The following is a 6358-nucleotide window of genomic DNA, read 5'->3' on the forward strand; positions in this document are numbered from 1 at the left end:
GGTCGAGAAACAATCGAAATCACATATATCCTGTGTGTTTAGTCAAATCATTGGCAGCTTGAAAAAGAAGGTTCACATGTTAAACAACATTCGTATCGAAGAAGACTTGTTGGGTACCAGGGAAGTTCCAGCGGACGCTTACTATGGTGTTCACACTCTGAGAGCGATTGAAAACTTCTACATTAGCAACAACAAAATCAGCGACATTCCTGAATTTGTTCGCGGCATGGTAATGGTGAAAAAGGCAGCGGCTATGGCCAACAAAGAACTGCAAACCATTCCTAAGAGTGTGGCAAATGCCATCATCGCGGCGTGTGATGAAGTCCTGAATAACGGAAAATGCATGGATCAGTTCCCGGTAGACGTTTACCAGGGTGGTGCGGGTACCTCCGTCAACATGAACACCAACGAAGTGCTGGCCAATATCGGTCTGGAACTGATGGGTCACCAGAAAGGTGAATATCAGTACCTGAACCCGAACGACCACGTTAACAAATGTCAGTCTACCAACGACGCATACCCAACTGGCTTCCGTATCGCGGTATACGCATCCATCATCAAACTGATTGATGCTCTGAACCAGCTGCGTGAAGGCTTCGAGAAAAAAGCCGATGAATTCCAGGACATCCTGAAAATGGGTCGTACCCAGTTGCAGGATGCTGTGCCGATGACCCTCGGTCAGGAATTCCGTGCTTTCAGCATCCTGCTGAAAGAAGAAGTGAAAAACATTGGGCGTACTGCAGAGCTGCTGCTGGAAGTTAACCTCGGCGCAACGGCAATCGGTACGGGTCTGAACACACCGAAAGAATACTCTCCGCTGGCAGTGAAAAAACTGGCTGAAGTAACCGGTTTTGCCTGTGTTCCTGCAGAAGACCTGATTGAAGCTACTTCTGACTGCGGCGCATACGTTATGGTGCACGGCGCACTGAAACGTCTGGCTGTGAAGATGTCCAAAATCTGTAACGACCTGCGTTTGCTCTCCTCTGGTCCACGTGCCGGCCTGAACGAGATCAACCTGCCGGAACTGCAGGCTGGCTCTTCCATCATGCCAGCTAAAGTGAACCCGGTTGTTCCGGAAGTCGTAAATCAGGTGTGCTTTAAAGTCATCGGTAACGACATCACTGTCACTATGGCGTCTGAAGCAGGTCAGCTGCAGCTGAACGTTATGGAGCCAGTAATCGGCCAGGCAATGTTCGAATCCATTCACATTCTGAGCAACGCTTGCTACAACCTGTTGGAAAAATGCGTTAGCGGCATTACTGCTAACAAAGAAGTGTGCGAAGCATTCGTTTACAACTCTATCGGTATCGTTACTTACCTTAACCCGTTCATCGGCCACCACAACGGCGACATCGTTGGTAAAATTTGTGCCGAAACCGGTAAGAGCGTACGTGAAGTTGTCCTGGAGCGCGGCCTGTTGACCGAAGCCGAGCTGGACGATATCTTCTCAGTACAGAACCTGATGCACCCGGCTTATAAAGCAAAACGTTATACTGATGAAAGCGAACAGTAATCGTGTAGGGTAGTACCAGAGAAGGCACGTCAGATGACGTGCCTTTTTTCTTGCACGAAGTTACTTAAAAACAACAATTTAATATCAACTTGTTAAACAACAAGGAAGGCTAATATGATAGTTTTAGAACTTATCATCGTTTTGCTGGCAATCTTTTTAGGTGCCAGACTTGGGGGTATCGGTATTGGATTTGCAGGTGGGCTGGGTGTCCTGGTTCTCGCCGCTATCGGCGTAAAACCCGGTAATATCCCGTTCGATGTCATTTCCATTATCATGGCGGTTATCGCTGCCATCTCAGCTATGCAGATTGCAGGTGGTCTGGACTATCTGGTTCATCAAACTGAAAAACTGCTGCGTAAGAACCCGAAATACATCACGATCCTTGCACCCATCGTGACCTATTTCCTGACCATCTTTGCGGGTACGGGTAACATCTCTCTGGCAACTCTGCCGGTTATCGCTGAAGTTGCGAAGGAACAAGGGATCAAACCTTGCCGTCCGCTCTCAACTGCGGTGGTTTCTGCTCAGATTGCGATCACAGCATCACCAATCTCTGCAGCCGTGGTTTACATGTCTTCCGTAATGGAAGGTCATGGCATCAGCTATATTCACCTGCTGTCCGTGGTTATTCCGTCCACCCTGCTGGCCGTTCTGGTAATGTCCTTCCTGGTGACTATGCTGTTCAACTCTAAACTGTCTGACGATCCGATTTATCGTAAGCGTCTGGAAGAAGGTTTGGTTGAGCTGCGTGGTGAAAGACAAGTTGAAATCAAAGCAGGCGCAAAAACCTCCGTTTGGCTGTTCCTGCTGGGCGTAATTTGCGTTGTTGTCTATGCGATCGTCAACAGCCCAAGCCTGGGTCTGGTCGCTAAACCGCTGATGAACACCACCAACGCTATCCTGATCATCATGCTGAGCATCGCGACGCTGACCACCATCATCTGCCGCGTTGAAACGGATTCCATCCTCAACTCCAGTACCTTCAAAGCCGGTATGAGCGCCTGTATTTGTATCCTGGGCGTTGCGTGGTTGGGTGATACCTTCGTATCTCACAACATTGACTGGATCAAAGATACTGCAGGTAGCGTAATTCAGGGCCATCCGTGGCTGCTGGCTGTCATCTTCTTCTTTGCTTCTGCGCTGCTGTACTCTCAGGCAGCAACCGCTAAAGCACTGATGCCGATGGCTCTGGCGCTGAACGTTTCCCCGCTGACCGCTGTTGCCTCTTTCGCAGCTGTTTCCGGCCTGTTCATTCTGCCAACCTACCCAACTCTGGTTGCGGCGGTTCAGATGGATGACACCGGTACAACCCGTATCGGTAAATTCGTCTTTAACCATCCGTTCTTCATCCCAGGTACTCTGGGTGTGGTTCTGGCTGTCTGCTTCGGCTTCTTGCTGGGCAGCTTCATGCTGTAAAATTTTCCTGCAGGGTGCCTCTGCACCCTGCAGTTCCTCCGCTTCATCACCCCGCTTTAGCTAACATCCTTCCCTCGTCCGTTGTATAGTGACCACTCTTTAGCTGGTTACTCTGTTCTTTCGAGGTGTTTATGCTTGATGTAAAGAGTCAGGATATTTCCATCCCCGATACCGTTGTAGTGCTCTGTACTGCTCCGGATGAAGCAACCGCCCAGGATCTGGCTGCAAAAGTGCTGGCGGAAAAGCTGGCAGCCTGCGTGACACTTCTGCCCGGAGCAACCTCCCTCTATTATTGGGAAGGTAAACTGGAGCAGGAATATGAAGTCCAGATGATTTTAAAAACCACCGTCACGCACCAGCAAGCCCTTCTCGATTGCCTGAAGTCACATCACCCGTATCAAACACCTGAACTTCTGGTTTTACCCGTCACTCACGGAGACTTTGATTACCGCTCATGGCTCAACGCATCCTTACGCTGATCCTGCTGCTGTGCAGCACATCTACCTTTGCCGGATTATTTGACGCGCCCGGCCGCTCGCAGTTTGTTCCTGCCGATCGGGCGTTTGTTTTTGATTTTCAGCAAAACCAACACGATCTGAACCTCTCATGGCAGGTAAAAGATGGCTACTATCTCTATCGCAAACAGATAAGCATTACGCCATCTCAGGCCGATATTGCCGAAGTAAAACTGCCGCCAGGCGTCTGGCATGAAGATGAGTTTTACGGCAAAAGTGAGATTTACCGTAAACAGTTGAATATTCCGGTTACGGTTAATCGGGCCGCATCTGGCGCAACATTAACAGTCACGTACCAGGGCTGTGCCGACGCCGGTTTTTGCTATCCGCCGGAAACTAAAACTGTCCCTTTAAGTGAAGTGTCAGCCGCTGTCGGGGGGGCTCCGGCTACCGTACCTGTCACTGAGGCCCCGGAAGAGAAATCACAGCCCGCAGCCCAACTTCCCTTTTCCGCGCTGTGGGCATTGCTAATCGGCATTGGCATCGCTTTCACGCCCTGCGTACTGCCGATGTATCCGCTGATTTCCGGCATCGTGCTGGGCGGCAAGCAACGGTTATCAACCGGGCGAGCGCTGCTGCTGACGTTTATCTACGTTCAGGGAATGGCGCTCACCTATACTGCGCTGGGTCTGGTTGTTGCCGCCGCCGGATTACAGTTTCAGGCGGCGTTACAGAATCCTTATGTTCTGATCGGTCTTGCCATCATCTTTACGCTGCTGGCTCTGTCTATGTTCGGCCTGTTCACGCTGCAACTCCCTTCCTCATTGCAAACGCGCCTCACGTTGCTGAGTAACCGCCAGCAAGGCGGCTCTCCCGGTAGCGTCTTTACGATGGGGGCGATTGCGGGTCTCATCTGTTCTCCTTGCACAACAGCGCCGCTAAGCGCGATTTTGCTGTATATCGCTCAGAGCGGAAATATGTGGCTGGGAGGCGGTACGCTGTATCTGTACGCGCTGGGGATGGGCTTACCGCTGATGTTGATTACCGTCTTTGGTAACCGCCTGCTGCCTAAGAGCGGTCCATGGATGGAACAGGTTAAAACCGCTTTCGGCTTTGTCATTCTGGCGCTTCCCGTCTTCTTGCTTGAACGCATCATTGGCGACGTATGGGGCGTGCGCCTGTGGTCGCTGTTGGGCGTCGCGTTCTTTAGCTGGGCATTCATTACCAGCCTGCAGGCAAAGCACGCCTGGATGCGCATCGTGCAGATTGTCCTGTTAGCCGCAGCGCTTGTCAGTGTACGTCCATTGCAGGACTGGGCGTTTGGCACGCCGCATGCTCAAACCCAGACACACCTTAACTTCACGCCGGTGGCCTCGGTGGAGGCGTTAAATCAGGCGCTGGCACAAGCTAAAGGCAGGCCCGTCATGTTGGATCTGTATGCCGACTGGTGCGTGGCCTGTAAGGAGTTTGAGAAGTACACCTTCAGCGATCCGCAGGTTCAGCAAGCGCTAGGCGACACAGTGCTTTTACAGGCGGACGTAACTGCAAACAATGCCAAGGATGTCGCTCTCCTGAAACATCTACAGGTTTTAGGTTTGCCCACTATCCTGTTTTTTGATGCCGAGGGTAAAGAGCATCCGGAGGCTCGGGTAACGGGTTTTATGGATGCAGCGACCTTCAGCGCACATTTGCGCGATCGTCAACCGTGAGCGACACTTGCAAAAGGAAATACGGAGGAGAATACCGTGCAACGTGAAGATGTCCTGGGAGAAGCCCTGAAATTACTTGAGGTTCAAGGGATAGCCAATACCACGCTGGAAATGGTGGCCGAACGTATCGATTATCCGCTTGATGAACTACAGCGCTTTTGGCCAGATAAAGAGGCCATCCTGTATGATGCGTTACGTTACCTCAGCCAGCGGGTGGATATTTGGCGGCGTCAGCTTTTGCTGGATGAGACCCTGAGCGCTGAACAGAAATTACTGGCACGCTACAGCGCGCTATCCGAATGCGTGAGCAATAATCGCTATCCCGGCTGCCTGTTCATTGCCGCCTGCACGTTTTATCCCGATCCTGGACATCCAATCCACCAGTTAGCCGACCAACAAAAAAAAGCAGCGCATGACTTCACTCATGAGCTACTGACTACGCTGGAAGTTGACGACCCGGCCATGGTCGCCAAACAGATGGAACTGGTGCTGGAGGGATGTCTGAGCCGCATGCTGGTGAATCGTAGCCATGCTGATGTCGAAACGGCACACCGTCTGGCGGAAGATATTCTGCGCTTTGCCCAGTGCCGTATGGGTGGCGCGCTAACCTAAGCGAACAAGCCCGTACAGGCCGAAGTGAGTGAGCATCAGTCGCTGAAAACGCACCATCGCCACGGTGGTGCGAAATAATCTGTTAATCGCCCTGGTCAGCGTTTTATTAAAATGCAGCGAATCACTCTTGTGCTATACAGCCCTCTTCTTGCGCTCAGCATTACCTGTCGACATCATGGCGGTCTGGAAGATTTGTGCAAACTTCAGGCACAAACGCACAGATTGCCGCAATATTAAGCGGTTGAACCCTTTTTCCTGAAATTTGATTGACTGACAGACGTGAATACGGTTTAATGCGCCCCGTTGCCCGGATAGCTCAGTCGGTAGAGCAGGGGATTGAAAATCCCCGTGTCCTTGGTTCGATTCCGAGTCCGGGCACCACTATTTAAAGAACCCGCCCACAAGGCGGGTTTTTGCTTTTGTAGTTTCTGATAGCTTCCAGCCGATCGTTTTACTCTATTTCTGAGCCACCACCTCTCACCAACTCCACACGCAAACTCAATCTCGCAGTTAGCAGCCAACTTCAGTAAGCAGACGCCAGGGATACTATATAAAAATGGGATTCAGCGTGACGGGACGTACAGAGGTGGACGATCTTGGGCGACCGTACCCGTTACTCAACCTCGTGCGCGGGTAGCAGGACAAGCTTTTGC

The 6358-nt window shown here is 51.4% G+C and carries 5 protein-coding genes, 1 tRNA gene and 1 pseudogene; all 7 read left to right on the forward strand.

Features of this window, described 5'->3' with window-relative positions:
* Positions 1-76: 76 nt before the first annotated feature.
* The gene (gene aspA, locus FDX14_RS20025; RefSeq protein WP_032940252.1) at positions 77-1513 is read left to right on the forward strand and encodes an aspartate ammonia-lyase; all 1437 of its coding nucleotides are present in this window, start codon (positions 77-79) and stop codon (positions 1511-1513) included.
* 114 nt (positions 1514-1627) lie between these two features.
* Positions 1628-2929, forward strand: coding sequence for an anaerobic C4-dicarboxylate transporter DcuA (gene dcuA, locus FDX14_RS20030; protein WP_038636462.1), 1302 nt, complete (start codon positions 1628-1630; stop codon positions 2927-2929).
* Positions 2930-3060: 131 nt separating this feature from the next.
* Positions 3061-3408, forward strand: coding sequence for a divalent cation tolerance protein CutA (gene cutA / locus FDX14_RS20035; protein WP_003025447.1), 348 nt, complete (start codon positions 3061-3063; stop codon positions 3406-3408).
* Positions 3384-5093, forward strand: coding sequence for a protein-disulfide reductase DsbD (locus FDX14_RS20040; RefSeq protein WP_137350110.1), 1710 nt, complete (start codon positions 3384-3386; stop codon positions 5091-5093). Before cutA ends, FDX14_RS20040 begins: the two co-directional genes overlap by 25 nt.
* A 36-nt stretch (positions 5094-5129) precedes the next feature.
* Positions 5130-5705 (forward strand): transcriptional regulator, encoded by a 576-nt coding sequence (locus FDX14_RS20045; protein ID WP_006686267.1) that lies wholly within the window; start codon positions 5130-5132, stop codon positions 5703-5705.
* Positions 5706-6010: 305 nt separating this feature from the next.
* Positions 6011-6086: transfer RNA gene (locus FDX14_RS20050), tRNA-Phe, on the forward strand.
* A gap of 160 nt (positions 6087-6246) precedes the next feature.
* Positions 6247-6342: pseudogene (locus FDX14_RS20055) on the forward strand (acetyltransferase); the annotation flags it as partial.
* Between the last annotated feature and the right edge of the window lie 16 nt (positions 6343-6358).

The sequence above is a fragment of the Citrobacter sp. wls710 genome (assembly GCF_005281115.1).
Lineage (GTDB): Bacteria > Pseudomonadota > Gammaproteobacteria > Enterobacterales > Enterobacteriaceae > Citrobacter > Citrobacter werkmanii.

What these genes read in the sequence shown, in the direction of transcription:
- aspA (WP_032940252.1), top strand. Translation starts at nt 77, where the DNA reads ATGTTAAACAACATTCGTATCGAAGAAGACTTGTTGGGTACCAGGGAA.
- dcuA (WP_038636462.1), top strand. Translation starts at nt 1,628, where the DNA reads ATGATAGTTTTAGAACTTATCATCGTTTTGCTGGCAATCTTTTTAGGT.
- cutA (WP_003025447.1), top strand. Translation starts at nt 3,061, where the DNA reads ATGCTTGATGTAAAGAGTCAGGATATTTCCATCCCCGATACCGTTGTA.
- FDX14_RS20040 (WP_137350110.1), top strand. Translation starts at nt 3,384, where the DNA reads ATGGCTCAACGCATCCTTACGCTGATCCTGCTGCTGTGCAGCACATCT.